Consider the following 24015-nt stretch of genomic DNA (forward strand, 5'->3'; position numbering starts at 1 on the left):
ATTCCTTCCGAGGGGGTTCTTAACACAAAATTAAGCATATTTTAAATACAAGAACCCCACAACCACGGGGTTCTTCTTTATTCCACTCATAATTACATACCATATCTCACTAATTTTTAGGGACTTTTTAGGGACCCAAACTTATATATTAAACCCCACCTATTCTCCAGGTGGGGTTGTGTTTTATTCTAAGTCTTCCATACTGTCTCACTTTTCGCAATCACCATATCTTTGATGAAGCGAATTTTATCGATACTCTCGTTCGGAGTGTATCTAAATTCTTCGGCTAATTTGCCGATTTTTTTGTAAAATATGTTTACATCGAGAGACCCCTGATATGCAACAACTCGGCAATTGTACATATTGCCCAAGTCATAAGTTTTAGAATACTCATCGCTTTCTAAAACACCAAATTTTTCTCCCATAAATTTTTCAAAATCTACGGTTAAGTCCTCCATTTTTTCCAGCTCCTTTTGGTAATTGTATAACTTTTCGATTGTAGCTAGTGACAAGTCATCAACCTTATTTTTTTCATTTCTCAACCTTCCTATCTTAGCTCTACTGACATCTGTAGATTTTTCAATTTGATAAGCTGAGATATCAGAGTCTAATAAACTTTGTATCGTAATTCTAACCTGATTTATGGCGTTCATCTAAAACACCAACTTTCTTACCACAATTACTATTAAAGCTATCGCCAGCCATTTAATCAGCCCTTGTACTAACTCTTTTTTTGTTGATTTTCGTACTTTTACAGTGATTTTCATATATTTGAAATGAGGAATATGCTATATTTATAGGGCAGAGGGGCTGAGCCCCTCTTGTGTCTAGTACTCAAAAGCGAATTCGATTTGAATTACTGCCAGGTCTATTCTAATCGAGAATTTTACGCTTTTGGGTGCTTTTATTTTTATCCTCATTTCCCTTCACCTCCTAAATATATTATAACACTTTAGTATACGTTCGTCTACTATTTTCTCTAATTTTTTGCATAAAAAAACAGGGCGACCATTACAGCCACCCTAAAATTTACGCCCACTCAATTGAGCCCCAATATTTCTCATTTTTAATTCTTTCAGCTTTATCCGTGATTTTGCAGACTGCACAATAAAAATACTTTTTGCTCGCACCTGGCGCCTGGTACTTGAATCTAATCCACCAGTAGCCGTCTTTTTTAATGATTTGGTCAAACTTAACCCAATCGTTCTTGTTGTAAAGCCATGAATCTTTGTCAACGACTTCTCCATCTAAACCTGGCGAACGTCTGACTTTGATCGCGGTATTAGGGTAAAATATACCACCCCAAGCCCACGTTGTTTGCTGAGCTTGTTTTTGACCTGCAGGCGCCCCGCCAATTGGCTTGCCATTAATCGCCCCTGCGATGTCTTTAGCATACCTATCATAATTCGCTTTAATGTAGTCCATGTCATTTTTATTAGTGATAAAACCTAATTCAGCAAGCCTGTAATTGACGTTAATTTCAGCGGACACATTTACATTCAAAAGGTCATTACGTGCTGTCACGCCCCTAATTTGCCCCACATTCGACTTAATAACAGATTGAATTGTGTTATCTATTGAATCAGCTTTGAATTGCCCAGATATAATAACATGCCCACCGTTTGCTGAAGGTCCTGCTGCGTCTAAATGAAACTCAATAATAGCGTCTGGTTTCTGAACATTTTTAACCCAATACATACCATAATCGCGACGATTGCCTACGCTTTGTCCATATGCTGTATCTTGATACATATCTTGATTCATGGTAGAACCGCCATATAAATAAACGTCATGTCCTGCTGCACGTAAATATTTAGCGACATTTGGTACAATATATTTACGAATGAAATCGCGTTCATTTGTACCATTCCCAACTGCACCTGGGTCGTTATACCCGTGACCTGCTACAAGCACAATCTTACGTTTAACCACTTTAGGTGTAGAAGCGGGTAAAAGATTTTTAATAGACTTCTTTTCAGCATAATGCAATCGAATGAAAGTCATCGGATTATCATAATAATGCCAGCGACGTGTTGCTGCTTCCCAACCAGGCGCGCCATTAACAAAACCACCGCCAAGCCAGTTTTGTTCGACAACTTCGAAACTATCAAGCGTTGCTTGTGATACTAAAGCCACATGACCACAACCGTTACCATAACTTCCATTAAATACCACAATATCGCCTGCTTGTGGCAAGAATTCAGGCGTGTTGTTATAAACAGTCGCTACATTTGCTAAAGTTTTGGCATTATCAATCGCAATATTTTTAGCATAAAGCCCATGTAAAACTAAGCCAGTCATGTAATAAAAGTATGCATTGACATGATCATAGCATTGATAACCAGCATATTTATCAAAATCATACTGTTTGCCAACAGAATTATTAATCCATTTAATAGCTTCATCTTTTGTTCTCATATACTTACCCCCTTTTTTTAAATATTTTGGTCAGTCATGTCATAAGGACTTGAAGCGTCAACCTTGTGTTTAATAGGCGCTTGACCGGTTGCTTTTGAATATTGCTTTTCAGCTTTATACTTTTTCAATTTTTGATTAGCCCAAACACCTTCTTTAGTAACCGGATTGTCTTTATACCAAGTCCATAAAGCTGCACCCGTTAAAATAAGTGTGTTGATATCATCTTCTGAAGTTGGAAGCGGCGACATATTGTGATTAGCCAGCCACTGATTGACTAACGCTAAAATTAAAAAAGCCGTTCTTAAAATCATAGATTTGTTCATTAAAATCATCTCCTATAATTAAAAAAGGACCGACTTAGTCAGTCCTTTGGTTCAATTTTGATATTCACTTCCGCAGCACCGCCGCCTAAATCGCGTGAGTGTTTAGACGACATTTCTTCTTTAATCTCGGTTGTAATAGACGTACCCTTTTCATTCTTAATAACCGCTAACTTATCAGCAATCTCAGGCGGAACAATCACGCCCATTTCTGCGCAATTTTCGATAATTGACAACCCTTCGTTTGCTATATAGAAGAAAATCGTGACAAACAGAATGCCTCCATGTGTGCCTAGGATTTGGTCAATAATGTTTGCTAAAACGATGATACAGAAAATCAATAACTTGCGAGCGTAGCCGAATAAGGACTTACGACTCCACAACTTATTGTTTTTAATAGCTTTTGCTAAACCTGTCACAATATCTAGCCCCATCAGAATCATCAAAAAGTACAACAACTTGATTTCGCCAGCGTAAATGAACGTTTTAAACGCTTCTGATTCTGTAAAACTTACAGTTACAGCCCCTAGCATTATTCAGTGTCCCCCTCGACGACATGTTCAACATATGGCTCGCCTTTTTCATCAAACTTATTACGTTCAATTTCTTGTTTTACATAATAAGTTTTTGTGCCGTTTTTGAAGATTTTAGCAAGCATGTTCTGTAAGCTACACGCTTGTTTTGCCTCATCTTCAGCCTCGAATTTGAATGCGCTTGACACCGTTGAAGTTCGTGTAAAACCATTCGCAAAGTTCTGTGTTAGTGGGCTTTCTTCTCCATTTGCATTAACCTCTACTAAATAAAATTCTGTAACTTTTTCCATAATAAAATACCTCCTAAATTTAGTTATAAAAATAAGCCTTACTCATTAATTTGAGCAGGCTCATTAGTATCAGATGTTGTTAATTGTTGAATGTAAGCTTTCAAATGCACATTCTCTTGCATCAGTCTGTTAACTTCGCTTTGCAACACTGTAATAATGTGATTGTTATCAAGCGTAATGCCTTGTTGTTCATTTTCCATTTTTCAACACTTCCATTTCTTCTTTCAATTTTTCAATTTCTAACATTTGTTTTTTCGCGATTGGTATTAAATGGATCCATAAACGGTCATATTCAATACCTTCTATCTCGTCGTCTTTGCCACGCGTCACAAACTCGTTTAACCCAACCGCTTCAACATCTTCGGCAATCAAGCCTGCATAACGTCTCAGTTTGAAATCTTCTTCCTCTTGTCTTTCCCCAGTGTAAATCTCTTTCGCGTAGGTCTCAGCTTCAAATTTGTCGAACCATGTCTTGATGTCTAAGTCTAAAATCTGTTTTGAGTGCTCGTACTGTTGCTCGGCGTCTTTAAATTGACGTTCCTGAGACAGTTTGTACTTACTAGCTGACGTTGAACGCCCAATTGTGCCATAAGTTGTAATAAACATATTAGACGCATTAGAGTACGTTCGATTGTAGATTGTCTCAGACGTAATGTAGTTGCGGTAAACATTAAGACCTGTCAGCGATTGCGTTTTATCATCATAACCTAAAATACGGACAGCATTTTTCGTAACGACAATAGCAGAACTGTCCTTGTTGTTGTATTGAACAGATACGCCATATTCATTGGTATTCGTTTGCCTTGCTGACAAAAACAATCTATGTTCAATCGGCGCGTTAAATGGTCGTATATAAGCCGCTTCTAGAACATGATTATTATTTATAACAATATCTTCATTGTACAAAAAGCCTTTAGGATGGCCGTCAAAACCTTTACTCCACATCATCGCGACATTGTTCGGGTCAGTTTCTTTTAGTTTATTAGTACGATAACTAAAAGCCATAAACTGTCCATAATCAGCCAAGTTCAAACTGATACCTTTTTGGTTACCAGGTTTCATAAAAGTAGCACCAAAGTTACCTACGTAGTTAGTGCCGTCAAAAAAGTGATGTCCTGTACCGTCCAATAAACTTGTACGCACACCACTAGATGATGTTTCTAATCCTGCCGGCGTAATGTTGACCGAATTTGTGATTCCATTGAACGCCACTTTGATTTTTTCAGATGATAAATTTTTAATTGTTGTACGTCCGTTTTCTATCAATACATCACCATTATTAATTTTGATTTTCGAACTATCAATGCCTACACCGTCTGAACCAACATTAAAAGATTGGATATTACCATTCTCATCATATATATAACTGAGTCCTGTAGTATTGACTTTTAACTCCGATAAAATACGGGAAAGTATTTTACGCGTCGCATTAAACTCTTCTGCTTTAACTCTCGAACTAATTTCTCTGCCGTTTTGTTGTGTTTGAGTTTCTAGCCTAGTTAACGATGTCTCGACATCTTCTTCCGCTTTTTTATAATCAGACATCCATTTGCTCTTTTCGAGTTGCGGTCTTGAAATATAGGGTAGTGTTGAATTTTTATCATTAATACTAGTAAAGTACACACGTATCCACTTATAATCTTCAATTCTAAACGTTTTTGAATAACGTTCTACGTTTTCAGTAACATTTTGTGGTGCAGTGCGTCCATCAAATAAGGTCTTGAAAGGCGAAAAGTCTGTGCCATCATCTTTTAATAATCGAACCGCTGTATAAACTCCAGCTTTATCCGTCCCATTTTTAAATGCATAAAACGACAATGTGTAATCTGTGTTAGGCTCTACTTTGACATTCTGACTCATCCAAACTTGACCGAAGTCAGGCTTTTTTAATAAACCAAATGTATGACTATCTTTTTCAATTTTAGTAACGACACCTCTAAAACCACTCAAATCGTCAGAACCTACTAATAAGTTACGCGTACCAAGTTGCGTGTTTTTATACTCTTCAAGCGTTACACGATCATTGATTTCATCCGACAATTGTTGACGTTCTGAATCAGCATTGTTTAGTCGTTCCACAATACCATTTTTGTCAGTTGTGTAATCTGATTTATTCACTTTTGAATTAATAGAATCTGTCATCACTTTTAACTGTGCTTGTTGCTTGTTGACTTCTGTTTTTAACGGCGTCAACTGGTCCGTCAACATACGATTAACTTCTGTTTTCGTAGCGGTTAATAACAGACTATCTTGTAGTTGTTGTAGCCCACTCTCAGCAGTGTTTAAACGAATAGACAAAGGTTTCGTAACGTCATTCTCAATTGACTCTTTTGTCGCATTAATTGCATTAGAAAACTCGCTCGTAGTCAATTTAAATTGATTATCCACTTCATCTTTTAAACTAATCTTTTGCGTATCTACATACTGTCTTAAGTTTTGAGCACTTGTCTCAACATTTGAAAGCAATTCTTGCGCTTTAGAATCTAACCTTTCATTCAAACTTTGAGTGTTGTCGTATATTCTTTGGTTTGTTTCAGCCATCGACTGCGCAATGCTTTCGATAGCTGAATTCATGAGCATACTTGTAATTTCGCTAACACGACTTTCATCCGGAATATCAGACGTCAAAGTTTGACTACTAGCGTCCCAACGTCCGCCTGGAATAACCGAAGCTACTTTATTCATCGCGTCATTAAATTTTTGATCTGTGTATTGCGATTGCAACAATTTAAAGCGGGCGTCAATCGTACGTTTAGCCGTTTCAACAGATGTGTATAACGCTTGTAACTTCTCTCTATAATCTAAAAAGAAAGCCTGCGTATCGACTAGCTTACCAATCGTCGCTGTTTCAGATGTCATACTGTCTAAGTTAGATTTAATCTTATTAAACACGCCAATCGTTTCATTCAATTTAGCTTGTACATCAGCTTTTAAAGTCTTACTCACAAAGTATTCAGAATTGACGACTTGTGTTACCTCTTTCAGCAACTTACTATGCTGAATATTTAAGTTAATAAACGCATTAGTTAACTCACTAAACATTGCCTGCTCACGTGTTATAGCTCCTACATCGCCCGCTTTTTCAGCAGTCGCATTATGCCATTCTCCATTAAAGTATCTACGTAACACGGCAACTTTAGGGTTACTCGTATCAAGCCACAAAATATCATTTACGGGATTAGTTGGTGGCGCATCACTTTTAAAAATCTTACGTTCAAAATACTGCAACTCATTATCTAAACTTTCGCGAACAATTGTATTTACATTTGTGAATTTGTCATTCATCTTTTGTTGAATATAACCTAACTGACTTTTAAAGTATTTAAGTAAGTCACTCTCTTTAAACTCGACAATCTTTCCAAATTGATACGTACAATCACCACTAATTAAATCATGGTCAAAGCCAATCACTTCACTTTCAGCATATAGCGCAGGTGTAAAATCAGTGTTTTTAATTCTGACTAAATCGCCAAAACGAATCACTTCATGCGGGTACTCTTGCTCAATATTAACAACACTTACTTCATACGAAATCGCAGCCGACTTATGTTTATTCAGTTCTGTTCTAGCCAGCGTTTCAAGTCGTTGCTTAGTCATGTTATCGTCTTGTGTTTCAGGCTCATAAACACCCCAAATGTACCGTTGTGGCAAGCCCAGTTGCTCTTGAGCGCCATCGTCCACCACAATCAATTCAATACGGTTACCATCTTCTTGTTCAGGGCCAAATGCATATAGCGCCGTTTTGACCTCTGAAAAGTCAACTTTACGTTTCATACTCATCAAGTCTTTACCATAAACGATTTCCTTGCCTTTGAATAAAGGCGTCGGCTTACGCATATTGACAAGACGCTGTGTCACTTCATAACCATCGACGACAATCTCATAATCAGCAACAACTTCGTGCGCCGTTTCAAGCTGACTAATCATTTCAAGCGGTGTTCTAACAGACGTCCATGAGTTTGTTTTAATGCCTGAAAAGTCACAATCGCCAACAGTCCAACCACTATCTCGTAAGGTTTCAGACAGCTTCTGATTGACTGTCATCTTCTCGTATTGACCTGCAGGTATAGGTTTAGACGTACTAATGTCGACTAAATAAGACGCTGTGCATTCCACTTCCATGTACTGTCCAGTATCTTCGGCATGATCCACGATAAACTCACGATATAAACCGTTTTGGTCTTGAATCAAAATTCGATTACGCTCTTTGAATTTAGCACCTTTTGAACTTAGTACTACTAAATTTAAGGTTTCAGTATCTGCAGTACGACTATACATTGCTTTTAAAATCGCATTATCGTCTCGACTAAAAAAGCCTATAATTTGACCGCTGTAATTTAAAATGTGTATCAATCTATTACCTCCTTTCTATAAGTATCGGTCTTGCCATTTAACTGTCGTATCAAAAGTGTTAGGTGGATAAACAACCAATTCAGACACACCTTTGTCGATTTCGAAATAATTAGAACCAAAATCTTTAAGATGTAACGCGTCTTCATCGTTAATTGACACGGTCTTTCTCAAAGTGTCTATAACAATGATGTCGCCACGTCTAATTTCTATTGGGGTAATGTCTGATTGATTCGGTAGTAATTCTTGAATATAAAAACCTAGAATACTATGCCATAAGTACTTTTCATATTTAGTTGACTTCCCGCGATATATACGACAAATACGCACTTTACGTTGATATAAATTACCACGATCAACAATTATACGTTCGTCTTTACCAACTGGGATATTATACCCTCTACGATTGTCGGCAAGGACGTCATAAAAATAAGACGTCACTTTTAAATTTTGACCTTTACGCTCCAAAAACATATAAACGTGTATGTTTTTAAGCTTACGATAAAATTGTGGGACGTCACGTGTATAAATCTTGCGCACACTTCCATGCTCGTCATAGGCGTACACAACAATTTGAGTATTATTGATAGTAGCGCTAGTGTTGACATAAACAACGCTAAATTGAAGTCTATTGTTTTCATCGACTAGATATGCAACAGACTTACCAGTACCAATGCCTTTTCCTTGATGAACAGACAGTTTGAAACGTATTCTAAAATCTTGTACAGATTTGTTTAACGTTTTATAAATTCCTGGTCCGTGCCAACCCGTTTTAGTACCAGCCCCCCAAATATTAGGAAACATACTCTCATCGCCAAAAACAAAGCGTCCGCCCATCGCGTCGCCGCCGTCTAAAAAGCGACCAAAACTTGTGTCATCTGGCATGTAAGCCCAATTTCTCAAAGTTCCATTGTTAAACTCATCATTAAACATGAATGGTGCTATATCTTTATTCACTTTATTAGCGTCTTCTGACTTACCAATCATAAAATAATCTTTGTCGCCTTTTGCAATCATAAAGTTGGTACTATCTTTTAACGCACGTACTTCAACCGTAATTGGCGTTGGTGCAGTGCCAAGATTGACGACCGATACAGAATCACTAATTGCCGTATTTTGATTACCATTGACGGCATATTTGTAGGGATCCGTTAGAATAACTTTAACGTTAACGACATTGATGTTGTTTTCCGATTTATTATGCACTTCAAAAGGACCTTCAAAGTGTGCATTCCAATACCATTTTTTTGATTTAAACTGTAATTTAACCGCTTCATCATAATCAAAAAACTTCGTCAACTCATGAAGAATCTCATCATGGCTTTTCATACCACTTAATTTGTCATTATGAATAACCAATGGTATTTCAAAATGATGTTCGGCCAAATGACGTCTTTTAAAAACTGAACCTACTCGCCCCTCCACTTTTTCGGTTTGAATCTCAAAATTAAAAGAGGGTATTTTAAACCCTCTTTGAACAAATAACCACGAAAGTGTTTTGCCATTAACAATTATAGTATCGTTCATTAGATTAAAGCACCTCCTGGTTTAAATCTATTCTTACGCGCTTCTTGACGCTCTCGTGTATCCATTGTTGAATTGATAAAATCGGCTAAGCCAAAGCTATCAATAATAGGTTTGTAATCTTTGCTAGCAATGTCTTCATTTGAGCCTACCAGCTTAATTAACAAGCCAATCATGACATCTAACTTGCTTTCAAGACTACTGTTACTGTCAGCACCGTTAATACCACTTGTGCTCAAGTTTTTAGGACGTTTATTCTTACTGATGTCTTTGCTTGCCAATGCGATTAGCTTAGCTGCGTCACTTGCACGTGCAGGGTCCGTTGGGATAACCCATTCAGGATAGCCTTGTTCTCCCAAGCGGTATAACCCGTCATAAACGAGTCCGCCTGTCGCATACTCCGGTGCCCTGTGTTTTACCTTACTTCTCAGAAACGGCATAGGGTCAATAGCCCTACCATTTTTTCTCATTTCGTAATGCAAATGGGGACCCGACGACATCCCTGTATTTCCTGAGATACCTAAGAAACTACCTGGACGTACTTTTTTAGAACCTGTCCAATTCAACTTACTCATATGACCATAAATAATTTCATAAATACCTGATCTGATTCTCATGTGGTTACCAAAACCACCGTTGTATCCCATAGAACCTGTTGCCGTACCTGCATGCGTCGAATACAGTCTATCGTACACATAGTTTAAATCTACCCCCTTGTGGGGGTATGGGAAAGGATAACCAGGTGCGCGACCGTATGGGCTGAATGGGAAGTTAACACCTTTTGTGATGTCTACCCATCCACCTTCGCCACCACCTGAATCTTCGAGCCATTTTGTCAAAAGTTTAACAGTTGCAGTTTTTAACTTTTTAAATATTGCAGTCATCATGTTGTACGGAATTTCGGCACCTTTTAAAAAGTCAAAATTAACACCAAAAGCGTCTAATATTTTGTTTAACAACTCTCCCGGTTTGTCTATCCAGTCCAAAACTTCTCCGATTGAGTTCGATAACCAGTCTGTACCTTTTGCAATTGCACTTAACGCCCTATTGACATAGACTTTACCTACTTGTGCGGCTTGACCTAATAAAGCTTGCTTAGATCCGCCACCTGCTTTTGGTGCTATGACGTCACCATGCACATTGTCACCATGTCGATGTACTTTAGGTCGTTTTTTGTCAGATAGCAAATCTAACATTGTACCACTAGCAAATCTAGGTAATCGGCCTGCTTGACTTAACATTGCATGTGTTTGAGCCCCGTTGTACACGGATGAACCTTTCGGTAAAAAGGCAGTCGTATCACGATTTGGTGTAAGCGCCATTTTACCGTTTGGATAGCGTATCATCTCGTGTCTGAAGCCACCTGGACCATTACCTCGACCTTTATCGCCCACAGTCGCAAAAGTGTCACGATTGATCTTGCCATTCGTTACAAGATTGTGCGTTGTCGTATGCGTAGTACCTGTGTGCAATCTTGGAATCTTAGTCATTCCAATTTTACCTGCAACCCAGTTCACGCCATCAATCAATTTATTTAATCCACTTTTAACAGAATTGACCATTCCATTGATGTGATCTTTAATTCGATTGATAATACTTTTTAGCCCATTAGACATATTGTTGAATGTATTACGTACCGCATTCCACAAACTACTAGCTATACCTGTTACAGAACGTTTAATACTGTTCCAAATATTTACTATATTTGACTTCACTCTGTTAAAAATTGAGCGCGTTCCTGATAGTAAAAAATTCCAAGTTTTACGAACGCCGTCCCACAAAAGTCTTGCTGAATAAATGACGGCATCTTTCAATCTCGACCATAAATTTACTAAAAAACTACGTAAATTTGAGAAAATATTTTTCGTAAATCTGCTTAAAGACGACCAAATATTTTTGACCGAATTATATAAAATGCTGACGATTGTGATTATTGAAGACTTAATAGCATTCCAAACTTGTGTAAGGAAAAACTTCAATGAATTGAAAATGAACACCGTTGCATTTTTCACGCCATTCCAAGCATTTTTTATAAAATTGACTATAAAGCCTATGATTGACGTCACTATAGCCTTTATCGCATTAAAAGTTACTGCAAAAACGGTCTTGTATACAGTTAGAATGGTTATAAAATAAGTCTTTAATGCATTAAAAATTCCTGTTAATCCGGTTTTGAGTAACGTAAAAATGACTATGCCTGCCGTTTTTAAATTATTCCAGGAATTCACTGCAAAGTTGCGGATAAATTCAACTACTGTCGAAATACCATTTTTAATACTTTCCCAAATTCTGATAACGCCATTACGAAATCCTTCATTTGTCTTCCATAAATGGATAACACCAGCGACTAATAAACCAACTGCAGTAATTACAATGCCAACTGGACCTGTCATAAACCTAAGTGCTAAACCTAGCCCTTTAGACGCAAGCGCTGCAGCTTTTGTTGTAGCTGTCCAAACTTTAGTAGCGGTTGCAGCAAGCTTCGTTTTCAAAGTGGAGATTGATTGGGAAGTGGCCAGTTTAGTAACTGCCGTTCTATATAAGTCTGCAATAGTTTTACCCGTTTTCACGACACCATTCCAAACTTTTTGAGACACCGTAAACAGTTTGATTTGACCGTTAGCACCACGTGTCAATAGCGTCATTTTTGCTAGCCCTTTAAACATAGAGCCTAACACTTTAACTGAGCCGCCTATCGTTTTAACCATAGTGCCTAAAACTACGAGTACTGGTCCAATTGCAGCAGCAACCACACCTAAACCTACAACAACTTTTTGTGTGCCTTTTGGCATTTCATTTAATTGTTTTGCTGCATTCGCTACCCATTCAGCAAGCTTTTTAATGTAAGGCGCCATAATATCGCCAATGCTGATTGCTAATGATTCAATTGCCGATTTCATTTGACGAATTGAACCACCGATACCGCCTTCCATTTCATCAGACATACGCTTAGACGCGCCAGTTGAATTATCAATGGACTTTGTCAACTTTTTATAATCTTCATCAGACGCATTGATAATAGCCAAAGCACCACTCATCGCCTCTTTGCCGAAGATTGTCGCAGCCGCACTTGCTTGTTGATCTTTAGATAGGTTTTTGAACGAACCTCTCAATTGATCCATTACATCACGCATAGGTAACATTTTGCCGTTACTATCAGTAATTGAGATTCCTAATTCATCCATGCGGTCTTTCATTGCTTTCGTTGGGCTTGAAAGGTTTGTAAACATCGTACGTAATGCTGTACCTGCTTTTTCGCCCTTGATACCTGCATTACTCATCAAACCTATCGCTATTGACGTGTCTTCAACCGTATATCCTAATGCACCTGCTACAGGCGCTGCATATTTAAACGCATCTCCCATACCACGTACATCCGTATTCGCTTTTGAACTTGTTTGTGCTAGAACGTCAGCGAAATGGCTACTATCTTTCGCCGATAAACCAAAGGCTGTCAAACTGTCTGTAACAATATCACTCACTTGCCCTAAATCTTCACCAGAAGCAGCGGCAAGTTGCATAACACCGTCAATACCAGACATCATTTCTTTAGAGTCCCAACCGGCGAGTGCCATATAATTTAAAGCTTCTGCAGATTGAGACGCACTAAATTTAGTTTTCGCACCCATTTCAAGCGCTTTGTCACGTAGTTGTTGGAACTCTTGACCTGTTGCACCAGATGTAGCCTTAACCTTACGCATACTGTCGTCAAAGTCGATACTTTTCTTAACTGCAGCACCAAAACCGGCAACGACTGGTGCTGTAATGTAAGTTGACATACTACGTCCGACAGATTGCATTTTTTGACCGATTTCTTGAAGTTTTGGCCCCCATTCACTGAATTTTTGACCTACTTTACCAACAGAAGTTGATAGAACGCGTTGTTGTTGCTCCGTCTTTTTCATTTCTTCCGTTGCTTCTTCAAGTTCACGCTCATACTTATTTAAAGTCGCATAGGCCTCATTATATTTAGCAGCGGCAGCTTGTGTCTTAGCACTGTTCTCGCCTGTCTCTTTTGACAATTGGTCATATTGTTGCTTTAATTCTTTCACTTTTTGGGCTTGAACTTGTTGTCTTTTCGTCAAACCCTCAACTTTAACTTTTGATTTTTCTAAAGACTGGTCATAACGTCCAAATTTTGATAAACTCGCTGACATTTCACGCGATACCATTCGCATCTGTCTGTTAAGACCTGCGATACCTTTATTAAAACCCGAACCGTCCAAGTCAACACGTATGACCATATTGCCGATAGGATTTGCCATAGCTTAACCTCCTTTCTTAAAAAATATCTGCAAAGCTCTTCGCTCTGCGTTTTGTTGTCACTTCGGCATTCACAATATTTAAGAAAAAATGAATAGGCATGTTCGCGACTTTGTCGGGATCCATGCCTTCATCGATTAGCTTTTTCGCTAACTTCATATAATTTTTGTACTGTGCTTCTGCCGTTAGATCTTCTGGGCTTATTTCTTCTGCTCGCTCACGAACTTTTTTGTATCGTCTACGTCTCCGCTAATTAACGACCCTAGTACATTAGAAAGTTTCGCAAAGCCTTCTTCTCCGTTTTCAATACCTTTTTGGAATTCAACAGCTGTAAATTGATGACCGAATGCTTCTGCAATGTATTCAGTGATTTCATCTAATAAGTCAAACTGTTGTGCTAAATTAGCTTGATGCTCTTGAATTTTGGCGTTGTATTCTTGTTTTTCTGTTTCCGATAATTGTTCAAATTCATCTTCACTTAATTCATCAAAGTCTGAACTTGCGAATACTTTTTCAAGTTTCATAGCCAATTTAGAACCTTGAATTGTGTCAAATAGAGTCAATTTTTGTTTAGCTAAAAACTTTTTATATTGAGGTTTTCCAGCTTTTGTGTAGCCTACGATTAGTTCAACTGATGGTCTTGCCATAATAAATTCCTACTTTCATTTTTTATTTTGCGCAAAATAAAAGAGGGGTTGCCCCCTCTAACTTAAAACTTATAAACTTTCTTCTGAATCTGATTCTGAACGAACACCGTTGTCAACAGTGCTCGCTTTAGTCTTTCCCGGCATTGCTTTTGCAACCTCTTCAATCGTTAAATCTTGGTTTACGTCTGTCATGAATTCATCGTAAGTTTTACCAAACGTTTCATTGAAAACATAGTCACGACCTGCGTTACTACCTTTTTTGTCATAGCCTGTTACATGAGAAGACTCATCGTATAAACGATCTACGAATGAACCTTCCACTTCGTCATTTTGGAACTCGATTTTATCTTGTTTCGTCTGTCCGTTTAAATTTGGACGAGTGAACTTACCTTTAAATAATCCTACCCATTCCGATGAGCCATCATGGTTCGTTCGTTCAAATACAACAGCTACATCTGGTGGAATGTCGTTAGCACCATATTTAAAACCACCTGTACCTTTTTTAGCACCTGATAAAAAGGCTTTTTGTTCTGCTGGAATAGATACGAACGTCGTTTTAACCGACAACTTACCGTTAGACACAGCAGTTGCGGCAACCATGTTGTCCCCGTGTTCTTCTTCCGTGTCTTGTGGTCGGTCTACTTCAATCTCTTTCAGAAATCGTGTGCGATGTCCTGGTTTCACTTTCCATGTTTCATCTGTGTCCGTCTCAATAGGCGCCCAATAAAAATTTGTAACTCCAATGGCGATACTAGATACACCTGTGCTCGCACTGGCAAAGTGTTGTAAGTTTAACTTCAATTTTTCCATTAAATTTCCTCCTAAATAAAAAGAGAACCGCTTGCACGAATAATTTCTCGAAACGTCTGCGTCTCGACTTCGTACAAAGGTTCTCTGTAATAAGATTTAAAGTTGATTTCTTTTAATTTTTGAACGATCAGTTCAGCTTGTTCATGTGGTTCGTCTTGTGACCACCAAACATCAATTTGAATATCATATTCACGTGTTAGTTCACTGTCATCAGCGTATTCATTCGGGCTATATGGTAAAGGGGTAATTCTAACGATTGGGTCATCAGTTTTGGTATGGAAGTTTTCAGGAACGTTATATCGGAAAATATTGTCTTCCGAAGTCACTGGCTGTCCCTCAACCATTTTCATATAAATCAATTCTGAAATACTCACTTAACCACCCGCTTCATCGCTGACAACATAGCTTTATAAACTAACTGTCTACTGCTTTTTTCTGTTTTTGTTATCCAAAGCTGCGGACGTTGATACATCGTGCCAAACTCTGTCGCATGAATACGATGAGCGTAACCTTTCGTATATCCCACATCCACATACTTTTCACTACTCGTTCTATCGGTTTTTACATTTGATACTGCCACATGGTCTTTCGCATGCTTTTTACGGTCGCTGACTGGTGTTGCACTTGCCAGTATAGGCACTAATGATTGCGCACCTGCTCTCAAAATTTTATTTTGATTAGCATTGAATTCCAGTTGCTTGCGTAACAGACCTTGTTCAATATCGTTTTTCTCAATTTTTGCAGGCATTAAAAAACCACCTCGCAATAAATACGTAAAAAAGCTTTATCTTCATAATCTTTCTTAACGTATTTCACTTGGTAGCGTTCGCCATCATGTAACACATAATGTTTATTACTTGGCACATAATCGCCACGTGGATCACGTATGATAATCGTTTTGATGAATTGTGAACCCGTCGTTAAACTGGTTTGCATGTCTGATTCACGTGCGTCTTGAATACATGCATAACAACTGTATAGTTCTTGTGTAATCGGCTTTTGGGGCAAACCTTTTATAGACTTACTTACATCTTCACAAAATGTGACACGTTCATTTAGTCTGTTCGAGTTGAACTTCATAAGCGTCTCTCAATTTATGCACGACACTTAAAATCATGTGTGGTGCATAGTTTAAATTACGTTCTGTGTAAGCAAGTCTATTTTCAAAATAATAAGCCGTCAGCGGAAACACTGCGGCTTTGAATAAGGGTTGTTGCTCTAGCCATTTAAAATCAGTTGTTACGGCGCGTCCGATATCTTCTCGTGCCCACTCGTAATACATTAAAAGCAAGTCATCTTCAGAATTGTGGTCAATCCTACAGTGCTGTTTTAATAGCTTTAAGTCTGGCATGTGACCACCTACTTACTGTCAATGCGTTCTAAAATGCCGTTTTTAGGCTTTAGGTTGTCATTGACTTCCTTAGCACGTTTTACAGGCATTTGAACGACTTCATTGACTTCTAAAATACGTCCGATTGACTTATCTTTATAGCGCGTTAATACTTTGTATTCCGCCATAATTCAACTACCTCCTTAGATAGATTGAACTTCTTCTGTCGCATCTTTGTACTTGATTACAATTGCTGCTTTGTAATCTAAAATACGTACGTCTTGACGTACAGCAACCATTAAGCATTCACCAAAATGCATGTAGTCTGTCCAGCTCGCTTGGTATTGCGAACGGTCAAATAACACTAACGCATCTTTCAAGTTACCAAAGATAAGCGTTTCGTTGCCTTTAGAACCAAGCATTTCATCCGGTAAGATTTCAACACGTGCACCTAACAGACGTTGTTGTGATTTTTCTTTGATGTCCGGTTGAATTAAGTAGTTGCCGTTTTTGTCTTTTAGTTTGTCTAATTTCGCAAACATAGTTTGAGACACAATCGCAACGTTATGCTCGTAGTTAGGTTTGATGTTTAAGTTGACCGCGTCTTTCAAACCGTCAATACCTGCCGCTTCAATCGTCTCAAGCTTTGTTTGGTCTCCTTTTTCGCCAGGTCCACCGTTTTGAATCACATCAATGATAGCTTTGTTGCGTGTCGCAGCAATTGTACGTGCTAACCACAATTTTAATTCTTGCAACACATTGATTTGACTATCTTCAATTGCCTCGCGTGAAATACGGAAGTAACCACGACGCGTCTTAATGTCATACGCTAGTTGGAAGAATGGCTTAACTGCTAACTCAGGGTTTTCTGCCAATTCTTCAACTTCTGGTAACGCCGCTACTTCAGATTGACGCACAACTGGATACTTACCAGAACCGTTTTTAACCTTTTTGACTGTTACGTATTTATCTAAGTTAAACTCTACTTCTTTCAATTTAAGAATATCTGTAACAATTTCTTCCGGAATCACAACAAAACCAGAATCTGTTTTTAATGACCCGCCGGGGATGTCGTCACGTGATTCTAAATAAGCTGTAAAGTCGCGTACTTCTTGTGACGTCACTTTTGTGTTATTAAACACACCTAAATCACGTGCGTTAGCTTGACGGTTTTTCATAGAACGCTCGCCTTCCACTGCTACCGCTTCCGGTTTGTCTTCGCTTTCTGTGTCCCCATCTTTCAACTTCGCAAGTTCATCTTCTTTTTGTTTGATTTGAGCACGTAAATCAGAAATCTCTTTCTCTAATTGCTCTGCTTTCTCCAACTCATCATTATCTAGTGCACGTGTTGCATGCTTGATTTTTAAATCAATACTTCTTTTAATATCAGCAATTTCAGCCAACAAATTTTCTTTTAAAAACATAAAATTCCCTCCTGTTTTTAGGCATAAAAATAAGACGTCGCTATTCAGCACGTCATACGGTTGTATTTTTTATGGTGTTCAACTTCACCAAATATTATTTGCTATCGCATGTTTTTTCAGTTTGTGTTGCAATACTTTTTTGCGGTTCTCGTCTTCAAGGTTTTTAATACTTCGCAACGCCGGTTGCACGTCCGTGTCTTTGTATGCTGGATACGTAACAACAGACACATCTGTTAACTGTCTAATCGCATTTAACGTTCGTTTATAAATGCCTTCCTTTTCATCAAAGCGCATTTCATCGCCTTTTTTGTCTAGGATAAAGCCAAACGAACATTGATTAATGTTGCCTACTCGCATATTCTCATACAAGTCTTTAGCAAACGTCGTATTAGGCAACTTACAACGATATTTCAAGCCGACTTCATCAGTTTCTAGTGTTAAAGTCCCCGACGTCGTCCTACCGATAATCTGTGATGGCACATGATCTACTAAACATCGAACGTCTGACAAATCTGCATTCTCAAGTGCCTTGCGAGAAATCGTCTCTTTAAAACCACCTAAGTTTTCAGACCAGGTGTCGAATTTTAGAGCATAGCCTTCAATAATCATGTCATTATCGTCATTTGAGCGTACTTCTGTAATATTACCTACTCTAATTTCCTTGCTCATCTTCCTCACCACCTTTCAATTTATTATCTGTTGCACGTGATTTGTTCATCTGATACTCATCCACAAGCGCTATGTTAACGTGGTTTAAGTCAACACGATGAATACTGCCATACCCATTAGGAATAGGCGGTAGTCCATCACGTTTTCTGACTTCATCAATGTTCGTTTTGCCGCTATCAATGTTGATTTTATCGATTTCAGCTTGTGTCTTTTCATCAACTACACGAATTTCTGTTGTATCGAATTTGAATTCTCTTAAGTTATCCGATAGCTCATCATTAAATTTGAAATTCAACTCTGCACATACACACGTAATGTATGGTTTAAGCGTTGATAAGTAGTCTAAGTTAGCGTCTGTGATACTCATGTTAGTTGTTTCAATACCGAATTTATGAAGCGGTATGCCGAACACGCCTGCAATCTCACGTGTAGACGACTTATTCTCTCTGATAAGCTTTAAAACTTCAGTATCAACTTCCAACTGCTCAAAAGCCATCGATTCATCGAGCACCACAACTTTACCTGCTTGTTTAGTGCCACTGAACGCCTTATGAAACTCTGTTCTTGCACGATCACGAGCCTTTTTGTCATTGAGAACGCCACGCATTTTTAAAATACCACCTGCATGTGTACCATTGCGCAAAAAGTTGTTTAGAAAATCTTTACCATTATTATCTGAATCAATCGTTCGACTTAACGTATCAAGCAACGATAAACCATTGATACCGTCCATCGAATAAAACTTAATATCAATCAAGTCCTCAAACTTAATATTACGTTCAATTGACTTGCCATTTTCAGGCACTTGTTTGAAGTTGTAATAATAGGTTCCATTTTTATGCATTTTCAACTCAATCTCAGAAGTCTTACGAAAAATCAAGTCGCAAGGTTCTCCTTTTTTATCGCGTAGAATCTCAATATAGCCATGTGAAGTCAACAACGCATTCGCAAAAACAACCAACTTAAATATATAGCCGTTATAAAAAGCGTTCGGTCTAATATTCAATAGATTGGTTAGCTTATTACTAAAATCAATCTGGCCATTAACCGTCAAACGAATAGGCATACGCGCTAAGTCGGACGCGATCATCATAACTGCCGTAAAAATGTCGCTATGCTTAATGGCTTCAACTGAATCATAATGACGTAAAGGTGTGCCTTGAAAACCTGGTAAAGTTTGAACCATCATTTGCAAGTCTTCTTCGTTATACTGTAAATCACGAGTATTTGAATTGTAAAAGATACCCATTTAATAGTTACCTCCTTTCTTTAGATTCAAAATCGATAATCAAAGCGATAACTATTAACGTAATGCCTGTTGTGATTAAGCCTGCAATCAAATCGAAACCTTTATAAATTGCAAAATTAATAATAAACAGACCAACTAAAAAAAGGATACTAACTAGGTTAGCAACCAATAACTGTAACGCTTGATATAGTTTATTAAAATTCATCTTCACACCACCTAAAAACCAAACTCTTCACTCTCATAAATTGATGACCAATCTTGAACAAACTCGTGCATCCGTGCCTCACTAAACGCCATAATCACTGATATGATTGGGTCTATTTTTTGCCGGTTCATCTTTTTATTAATCTTGACGTTGTCTTCCCCGTCGTAAATCAGCACTGCATTATTGACTGCAATCGTTAATAAGTCATTACCAAAATGTTTGATTGTCTTTTCAGCAACCCACATTCTGAACGCTTTAATCGTTTGTGACAGACTTTTAAAACTTTGACCGACTTCAATCAATGGCCAGTCAATCATCATCGTTTCAATCGTCGTCACAAATGACTGCGCATTCCAGGGGTCATAACAAACAGCTTTAACATTTAGGTTGTATTGATTAACATAATCAAGAATGTAGTCAATCACGCGCTTATAATCAATCATGCCACTTTCAGAGGTTGTTACTTCCGCTTCTCCTTGTTGAACTAGTAATTCATAATTGATTTTGTCACGTTTAGACTTCTGTTCAAGTGATGTTCGCAACCCTATAAATGAATGACTATCGATAACCATATTTCCATTATCCATTGGAATTATAAAACCTACCGACGTTAAGTCGTCTAGTCTTGATAAGTCGACGCCTACATAAACATCTCGGCCATACAAATCGAAATCAGAACGATTTACCTCACTACTTTCCCATTCTTCAATGTTAATCAAGCTATCTTCTTTGTTAGCCTGCCATAGATTAAAGTTTTTAATTAAGATTTTATGGAATGACGTTCCTTTTGCCAGCTCATCTTGAATATCTGTTTTGATATTAGCCAAGATTGTCTCTCGGTGCTCGTCAGACTCAAGCAAAGGCATTGCCTTAATCCACAAAGATTCATCGCTCACTTCTTCTTCCGAGTCCATCTCAGCGCAATACACAAAGTAATTATCAGCTTTAATATCGCCTGTAAGAATTTTAGTAATGTACTTGTATTCTTGATACATCTGACTGTTAAGATTATCGCCAGCGGTTGATATTAGCAATGTGAGTGGGTTCTTTTGAAGTGTCATACCCGTCTTAAATCTTGAGTACATCTCGTCATCAGGCATACTTGCCAGCTCATCTAAAATAGCAACTGTTGGGTCTTTACCATCAACCGCGTCTGGGTTGTTTGACAAAGGCTCAAACACACTTACAGACTCAATATGAGCGATGTCAGTTTTACGAACATCTGTCGTTTTTCGAATGTATTTACTTTTTGAACGAAGTAATTGTATTTGCTGACTTGCCATTTTAAAAATAGTTTGTGCTTGCTTATAAGTTGAAGATGATACGTAGATTTGACGGTTGAATTTAGGATATTGGCCAAAGAGCAATTCATGTAACGACATACCCGATACGATAAGCGACTTCCCTTGCTTGCGTGCCATGCTTATGTAGGCTTTCGTAAATCGTCGGTATCCACCTTTTTTGCGCCAGCCATATAAACTTCCAACAATAAATTTTTGGAATGACATAAGAGGCATAGGCTCATTTGTTTTAGGGTCTGGCAACATTTCAATGAATCGTATCGACTTATTTGCGAGTTCAACATCCCAATAACAGTCTTCAGGTGGGTTCTTTAAGTCGTTTAAATGACGTTTAGCCACTGCTATGTTCTTTCGACTTGCTAAAACTTCTCCACTTACCACTTTCTTTGCATACAAAGTTGTGTGATCAATCATTTTGAATCACTCACAAATTCAGCAAATGGGTCGTCATCTTCTTTTTGTTCAGGTACTACGATTCTTAATCGACTATCAATCGTTAAGCCTAAAGTATTAGCTGATTGTTGCATACGTATAGCTGCTTTTTCTTTAACATTGAACGCTGCATTTGTCTTCATATTACCTCTATCGTCAACAACCAATAGCCCTTGTTCATCCAAGACTTGGCTTGCTTTAACAAAATCACTATAAAAGCTACAATATTGTGCTAATTGCGCTTTATCTAAATTGGAAATTGGTAAGTCTTGCATATGAGGAATGACACGCAGATATTCTTTTTTAGCAATATCATCTAAAAAATCAGGTGGTTGCGTATCTATTTTAGAAAATTTACTAAGCTGAGATTCTTGGCGTTCTTTTTCAAGTATTTCTTCTTTCGTGTAGTTTTTACTTGAATTTGTTAATAGTTTTTTAGGTCTTCCAGCCATAAATTAGCACCTCCAGTCAAATAAAATTTAAATAAAGGGAGATTTTTGAGAAGACGAGTGAGCGCCGTTCTTTGGCTCCTTCTCTACCCACGCCGTCATTTATAGCGGGGGACTTCTCTTTGCTCTCTTTTCGTTTTTCTGTTGTGGCAACTATTGCACAACGGTTGTAAGTTTTCTTTTTCCAGTCTTTTTGACCAGTCAATTTTTGTCGGAATAATGTGGTCTACCATTTCTGCCTGTCGTCCACACAGTTTACATATATAATCATTTTCCATTAGTACCATTTCACGCATATTCTGCCATGCTTTAGATTTATAAAATCTTAAATACTCTGGATCATTACGTTGTCTAATATCGTTATATTTATCATTTACATAAGGCTTGTGCTTATCACAATACCTATCGTTAAATGTTATTAACGTATTGCATGTTGGATGATTGCAACGTCTCATTACTACCATACAGTCACACACTCACTCTATTAATGTCGACAACTAAGTCTGAGTCATCATTAACTATTAATACTTGGTTACCGATAACGTCATGCACTACGAATGTTTGTTCGTTGTATGTAACAGTATCGCCAACGTCTATCAATCTATTCAGTTGATTGTTATAGCTATTAACATTGATACCTGCCACAGTATCTAACATTATGTTGTTAACTGTTGCTATCCCTGCTACTTGCTCTAACACATTTCCTAACATGACAGTTAAGTAATCTATGTCCTCCCACTTCTCATTAACATATTCAGCTGTATCCCCTACAGCTTTGACAAGACCTAGTACATGTGTCTGCTGATCTGTAGATTGTTTTAAAGATTGATACTTATTAAATTCCATAAGTCTCACCTGCCTATTAGTTTGCAAGATAAAAAGAGCCAGGCGTTTAGCCTAGCTCTCACAATAAAAGAATGTAGATCGACACAACCGAACATATTAGGAGTTTACAAAATGAGTCCACAAGCAATCAAAGATACAAAGGGTATATGTGCTTTTCTTGCACACTATCATAATATCAAGAAATAATACGCTCTATGCACAATGCTTGCACACGCTATTTTATTCCAGCTTCATACGCAACGGCTTTAACAAAGTTTTTGCGTATCTTCCCTGCTGTGTTTCTGTGCATGTTACACTCATCCGCAATATGCTCCATCTTCATTTTACGATTAGGCGACCAGTACTTAAGCTGTATCACTTTCTTGTAATCGTCAGGTAGCATGCTATACGCATACTCAATTGCATGTACCATTTCTTCCATATTACGCAACATCTTATTTGTCATAAGCCTTGTTGCCATAATCTCAGTCGTTCGTGTGGGTTCTCCTGATTGAAGCGGCCCATATATAATGTTTTCATCTTCCATCTTTGTGGGGTTGAGAATTTCCAATCTCAGTCTCTTAATCTCACGTTTGGTCGATTCTAAATTGTATATTTCACTTTCAATATATCTGAAAGTCCCAGCTTTAATATCGGTCATCTTACGCCTCCGTGTTTAATTCTCAAGATATAATTCTGTGTTTACCGGAAACTCTATCACATTGTAATCTTTATAAAAATGTTCTATAGTATGCTCAAGCTTATTCCGCTCTGTTGGGTCTGGCAAGAATCCTTTGTATCTCTGCGGTATAACTATAACCTCTTTTTTGCTATCTCTAATTATTACCTTAAACACTACTCACTCACCTCCGCTCTAATGTTATTCAAATCAACCTGGTCTAGCGAACTGAATGGCTCATCCACTTCATCATTCGCTGTTAAATGAATGTATAGTTCATATGCTACAAGTGCAGTT

At 37.9% G+C, this 24015-nt stretch carries 25 protein-coding genes and 1 pseudogene; all 26 read right to left on the reverse strand.

The window, feature by feature from the left end; genetic code table 11:
• Positions 1–188: 188 nt before the first annotated feature.
• The 26 genes and pseudogenes from CD122_RS12640 to CD122_RS06730 all read right to left on the reverse strand — a co-directional run bounded on the left by CD122_RS12640 (position 189) and on the right by CD122_RS06730 (position 23700).
• Entirely contained in the window at positions 189–653 is a 465-nt protein-coding gene (locus CD122_RS12640; protein ID WP_476755918.1) for a hypothetical protein, read from the reverse strand.
• Positions 654–1029: 376 nt separating this feature from the next.
• Positions 1030–2418, reverse strand: a complete 1389-nt coding sequence (locus tag CD122_RS06625; RefSeq protein ID WP_103358209.1) for an N-acetylmuramoyl-L-alanine amidase — start codon at positions 2416–2418, stop codon at positions 1030–1032.
• A 17-nt stretch (positions 2419–2435) separates the two neighbouring features.
• Positions 2436–2741: a phage holin gene (locus tag CD122_RS06630; protein WP_103358210.1), complete on the reverse strand. Its 306-nt coding sequence runs from the start codon at positions 2739–2741 to the stop codon at positions 2436–2438.
• A 38-nt stretch (positions 2742–2779) separates the two neighbouring features.
• Positions 2780–3271, reverse strand: a complete 492-nt coding sequence (locus tag CD122_RS06635; protein WP_103358211.1) for a phage holin family protein — start codon at positions 3269–3271, stop codon at positions 2780–2782.
• A complete protein-coding gene (locus CD122_RS06640) occupies positions 3271–3561 on the reverse strand; it encodes a hypothetical protein (RefSeq protein ID WP_103358212.1) in 291 nt (96 codons plus the stop codon). The genes CD122_RS06635 and CD122_RS06640 overlap by 1 nt, the downstream gene beginning before the upstream one ends.
• Before the next feature lie 38 nt (positions 3562–3599).
• The gene (locus CD122_RS11925; protein WP_169926479.1) at positions 3600–3761 is read right to left on the reverse strand and encodes a hypothetical protein; all 162 of its coding nucleotides are present in this window, start codon (positions 3759–3761) and stop codon (positions 3600–3602) included.
• Entirely contained in the window at positions 3751–7914 is a 4164-nt protein-coding gene (locus CD122_RS06645) for a phage tail spike protein (RefSeq protein ID WP_103358213.1), read from the reverse strand. The genes CD122_RS11925 and CD122_RS06645 overlap by 11 nt, the downstream gene beginning before the upstream one ends.
• A gap of 15 nt (positions 7915–7929) precedes the next feature.
• A complete protein-coding gene (locus CD122_RS06650; protein WP_103358214.1) occupies positions 7930–9438 on the reverse strand; it encodes a distal tail protein Dit in 1509 nt (502 codons plus the stop codon).
• The gene (locus tag CD122_RS06655) at positions 9438–13700 is read right to left on the reverse strand and encodes a phage tail tape measure protein (RefSeq protein WP_103358215.1); all 4263 of its coding nucleotides are present in this window, start codon (positions 13698–13700) and stop codon (positions 9438–9440) included. Before CD122_RS06655 ends, CD122_RS06650 begins: the two co-directional genes overlap by 1 nt.
• A 16-nt stretch (positions 13701–13716) precedes the next feature.
• Positions 13717–13857: a hypothetical protein gene (locus CD122_RS11930; RefSeq protein WP_169926478.1), complete on the reverse strand. Its 141-nt coding sequence runs from the start codon at positions 13855–13857 to the stop codon at positions 13717–13719.
• A gap of 41 nt (positions 13858–13898) precedes the next feature.
• Positions 13899–14345: a hypothetical protein gene (locus CD122_RS06660; protein WP_103358216.1), complete on the reverse strand. Its 447-nt coding sequence runs from the start codon at positions 14343–14345 to the stop codon at positions 13899–13901.
• Between the two features lie 185 nt (positions 14346–14530).
• Positions 14531–15155 (reverse strand): annotated as a pseudogene (locus CD122_RS06665) (major tail protein); the annotation flags it as partial.
• A gap of 11 nt (positions 15156–15166) precedes the next feature.
• The gene (locus tag CD122_RS06670; RefSeq protein WP_103358218.1) at positions 15167–15529 is read right to left on the reverse strand and encodes a hypothetical protein; all 363 of its coding nucleotides are present in this window, start codon (positions 15527–15529) and stop codon (positions 15167–15169) included.
• Positions 15526–15903: an HK97-gp10 family putative phage morphogenesis protein gene (locus tag CD122_RS06675; protein ID WP_103358219.1), complete on the reverse strand. Its 378-nt coding sequence runs from the start codon at positions 15901–15903 to the stop codon at positions 15526–15528. The genes CD122_RS06670 and CD122_RS06675 overlap by 4 nt, the downstream gene beginning before the upstream one ends.
• The gene (locus CD122_RS06680; RefSeq protein ID WP_103358220.1) at positions 15903–16235 is read right to left on the reverse strand and encodes a phage head completion protein; all 333 of its coding nucleotides are present in this window, start codon (positions 16233–16235) and stop codon (positions 15903–15905) included. The genes CD122_RS06675 and CD122_RS06680 overlap by 1 nt, the downstream gene beginning before the upstream one ends.
• Complete coding sequence (locus CD122_RS06685; RefSeq protein ID WP_103358221.1) at positions 16207–16506, reverse strand: head-tail connector protein; 300 nt, start codon at positions 16504–16506, stop codon at positions 16207–16209. The genes CD122_RS06680 and CD122_RS06685 overlap by 29 nt, the downstream gene beginning before the upstream one ends.
• A gap of 8 nt (positions 16507–16514) precedes the next feature.
• Positions 16515–16673 (reverse strand): hypothetical protein, encoded by a 159-nt coding sequence (locus CD122_RS11935; protein ID WP_169926480.1) that lies wholly within the window; start codon positions 16671–16673, stop codon positions 16515–16517.
• Between the two features lie 15 nt (positions 16674–16688).
• Entirely contained in the window at positions 16689–17909 is a 1221-nt protein-coding gene (locus tag CD122_RS06690; RefSeq protein ID WP_103358222.1) for a phage major capsid protein, read from the reverse strand.
• Positions 17910–17993: 84 nt separating this feature from the next.
• The gene (locus tag CD122_RS06695; protein WP_103358223.1) at positions 17994–18578 is read right to left on the reverse strand and encodes an HK97 family phage prohead protease; all 585 of its coding nucleotides are present in this window, start codon (positions 18576–18578) and stop codon (positions 17994–17996) included.
• Positions 18562–19827: a phage portal protein gene (locus CD122_RS06700; RefSeq protein ID WP_169926481.1), complete on the reverse strand. Its 1266-nt coding sequence runs from the start codon at positions 19825–19827 to the stop codon at positions 18562–18564. Before CD122_RS06700 ends, CD122_RS06695 begins: the two co-directional genes overlap by 17 nt.
• 7 nt (positions 19828–19834) lie before the next feature.
• Positions 19835–20032 carry a hypothetical protein gene (locus CD122_RS06705; protein ID WP_103358224.1) on the reverse strand — a complete coding sequence of 66 codons (198 nt, stop codon included), beginning with the start codon at positions 20030–20032 and terminating at the stop codon, positions 19835–19837.
• Positions 20033–20043: 11 nt separating this feature from the next.
• Complete coding sequence (locus tag CD122_RS06710; RefSeq protein WP_103358225.1) at positions 20044–21747, reverse strand: terminase large subunit; 1704 nt, start codon at positions 21745–21747, stop codon at positions 20044–20046.
• Positions 21744–22217, reverse strand: coding sequence for a phage terminase small subunit P27 family (locus tag CD122_RS06715; protein WP_103358226.1), 474 nt, complete (start codon positions 22215–22217; stop codon positions 21744–21746). The genes CD122_RS06710 and CD122_RS06715 overlap by 4 nt, the downstream gene beginning before the upstream one ends.
• Positions 22218–22312: 95 nt before the next feature.
• Positions 22313–22678 (reverse strand): HNH endonuclease, encoded by a 366-nt coding sequence (locus tag CD122_RS12550; protein WP_103358227.1) that lies wholly within the window; start codon positions 22676–22678, stop codon positions 22313–22315.
• A 4-nt stretch (positions 22679–22682) separates the two neighbouring features.
• Complete coding sequence (locus CD122_RS06725; RefSeq protein WP_103358228.1) at positions 22683–23060, reverse strand: hypothetical protein; 378 nt, start codon at positions 23058–23060, stop codon at positions 22683–22685.
• A gap of 214 nt (positions 23061–23274) precedes the next feature.
• On the reverse strand, positions 23275–23700 hold the full coding sequence (locus tag CD122_RS06730) for a transcriptional regulator (protein WP_103358229.1): 426 nt from the start codon (positions 23698–23700) through the stop codon (positions 23275–23277).
• Positions 23701–24015: the final 315 nt, after the last annotated feature.

Source organism: Staphylococcus rostri (assembly GCF_002902145.1).
In the GTDB taxonomy this organism is placed as follows: domain Bacteria; phylum Bacillota; class Bacilli; order Staphylococcales; family Staphylococcaceae; genus Staphylococcus; species Staphylococcus rostri.

Bases quoted from the DNA above. Each gene is read 5' to 3' on its own strand.
- CD122_RS12640 (WP_476755918.1), bottom strand. From the start codon at position 653: ATGAACGCCATAAATCAGGTTAGAATTACGATACAAAGTTTATTAGAC.
- CD122_RS06625 (WP_103358209.1), bottom strand. From the start codon at position 2,418: ATGAGAACAAAAGATGAAGCTATTAAATGGATTAATAATTCTGTTGGC.
- CD122_RS06630 (WP_103358210.1), bottom strand. From the start codon at position 2,741: ATGAACAAATCTATGATTTTAAGAACGGCTTTTTTAATTTTAGCGTTA.
- CD122_RS06635 (WP_103358211.1), bottom strand. From the start codon at position 3,271: ATGCTAGGGGCTGTAACTGTAAGTTTTACAGAATCAGAAGCGTTTAAA.
- CD122_RS06640 (WP_103358212.1), bottom strand. From the start codon at position 3,561: ATGGAAAAAGTTACAGAATTTTATTTAGTAGAGGTTAATGCAAATGGA.
- CD122_RS11925 (WP_169926479.1), bottom strand. From the start codon at position 3,761: ATGGAAAATGAACAACAAGGCATTACGCTTGATAACAATCACATTATT.
- CD122_RS06650 (WP_103358214.1), bottom strand. From the start codon at position 9,438: ATGAACGATACTATAATTGTTAATGGCAAAACACTTTCGTGGTTATTT.
- CD122_RS06655 (WP_103358215.1), bottom strand. From the start codon at position 13,700: ATGGCAAATCCTATCGGCAATATGGTCATACGTGTTGACTTGGACGGT.
- CD122_RS11930 (WP_169926478.1), bottom strand. From the start codon at position 13,857: ATGAAGTTAGCGAAAAAGCTAATCGATGAAGGCATGGATCCCGACAAA.
- CD122_RS06660 (WP_103358216.1), bottom strand. From the start codon at position 14,345: ATGGCAAGACCATCAGTTGAACTAATCGTAGGCTACACAAAAGCTGGA.
- CD122_RS06675 (WP_103358219.1), bottom strand. From the start codon at position 15,903: ATGCCTGCAAAAATTGAGAAAAACGATATTGAACAAGGTCTGTTACGC.
- CD122_RS06680 (WP_103358220.1), bottom strand. From the start codon at position 16,235: ATGAAGTTCAACTCGAACAGACTAAATGAACGTGTCACATTTTGTGAA.
- CD122_RS06685 (WP_103358221.1), bottom strand. From the start codon at position 16,506: ATGCCAGACTTAAAGCTATTAAAACAGCACTGTAGGATTGACCACAAT.
- CD122_RS11935 (WP_169926480.1), bottom strand. From the start codon at position 16,673: ATGGCGGAATACAAAGTATTAACGCGCTATAAAGATAAGTCAATCGGA.
- CD122_RS06690 (WP_103358222.1), bottom strand. From the start codon at position 17,909: ATGTTTTTAAAAGAAAATTTGTTGGCTGAAATTGCTGATATTAAAAGA.
- CD122_RS06695 (WP_103358223.1), bottom strand. From the start codon at position 18,578: ATGAGCAAGGAAATTAGAGTAGGTAATATTACAGAAGTACGCTCAAAT.
- CD122_RS06700 (WP_169926481.1), bottom strand. From the start codon at position 19,827: ATGGGTATCTTTTACAATTCAAATACTCGTGATTTACAGTATAACGAA.
- CD122_RS06705 (WP_103358224.1), bottom strand. From the start codon at position 20,032: ATGAATTTTAATAAACTATATCAAGCGTTACAGTTATTGGTTGCTAAC.
- CD122_RS06710 (WP_103358225.1), bottom strand. From the start codon at position 21,747: ATGATTGATCACACAACTTTGTATGCAAAGAAAGTGGTAAGTGGAGAA.
- CD122_RS06715 (WP_103358226.1), bottom strand. From the start codon at position 22,217: ATGGCTGGAAGACCTAAAAAACTATTAACAAATTCAAGTAAAAACTAC.
- CD122_RS12550 (WP_103358227.1), bottom strand. From the start codon at position 22,678: ATGGTAGTAATGAGACGTTGCAATCATCCAACATGCAATACGTTAATA.
- CD122_RS06725 (WP_103358228.1), bottom strand. From the start codon at position 23,060: ATGGAATTTAATAAGTATCAATCTTTAAAACAATCTACAGATCAGCAG.
- CD122_RS06730 (WP_103358229.1), bottom strand. From the start codon at position 23,700: ATGACCGATATTAAAGCTGGGACTTTCAGATATATTGAAAGTGAAATA.